Source organism: Vibrio sp. 378, from assembly GCF_033339435.1.
Map to the genome: position 1 here is coordinate 1 of NZ_JAWOUO010001133.1, position 526 is coordinate 526.

At 42.4% G+C, this 526-nt stretch carries 1 protein-coding gene and 1 pseudogene; one reads left to right on the forward strand and one right to left on the reverse strand.

Annotation, left to right across the window (positions count from 1 at the left end; all coding sequences use genetic code 11):
• Positions 1-249: pseudogene (istB, locus tag R7Q48_RS30775) on the forward strand (IS21-like element ISVch3 family helper ATPase IstB); the annotation flags it as partial.
• 64 nt (positions 250-313) lie between these two features.
• On the opposite strand, the gene R7Q48_RS30780 reads toward istB, so the two are convergent.
• The coding region (locus R7Q48_RS30780) for a hypothetical protein (RefSeq protein ID WP_318134205.1) at positions 314-526 on the reverse strand (213 nt) is incomplete at its 5' end.

Sequence of the window (526 nt, forward strand, 5' to 3'; positions counted from 1 at the left end):
CTCGACGATTGGGGGATGGAGAAACTGACTCAAGAACATGCAGGTCACTTGTTAGAAGTGCTTGAAGACCGTTACCAAAACAGCAGCACAATCGTCATCAGTCAACTACCCGTAAAGGAGTGGTACAACATGATCGGTAACGCCACTGTCGCAGACGCTCTAATGGATCGGCTGGTACACAATAGTCATCGAATAGAACTAGGAGGTGAGTCGATGAGAAAACTGGCGCAATCCGATCACTTAGAGTAAAAATAGGAAGAGAGAAAAACGGCAAGATCAGGTGATCGGAATAAACCGAAACGAGCGATCGCAATCACCGAAATACGCAGTTGGTTATGATTTTTTTTAGCCACAACCCAACTTTTCCAGATTTTAACTCATATATGGCCATAAAAAATCCGATGATTAAAGAGCAGAGTAATAGTACAGCCTCCATATCTAGTTTACCGTCATAGTCAAATAGCACGTCGCGGGTAATTAACTTAAATACCGCAATTATACAAAAACCAATAAACGCAAACACGCT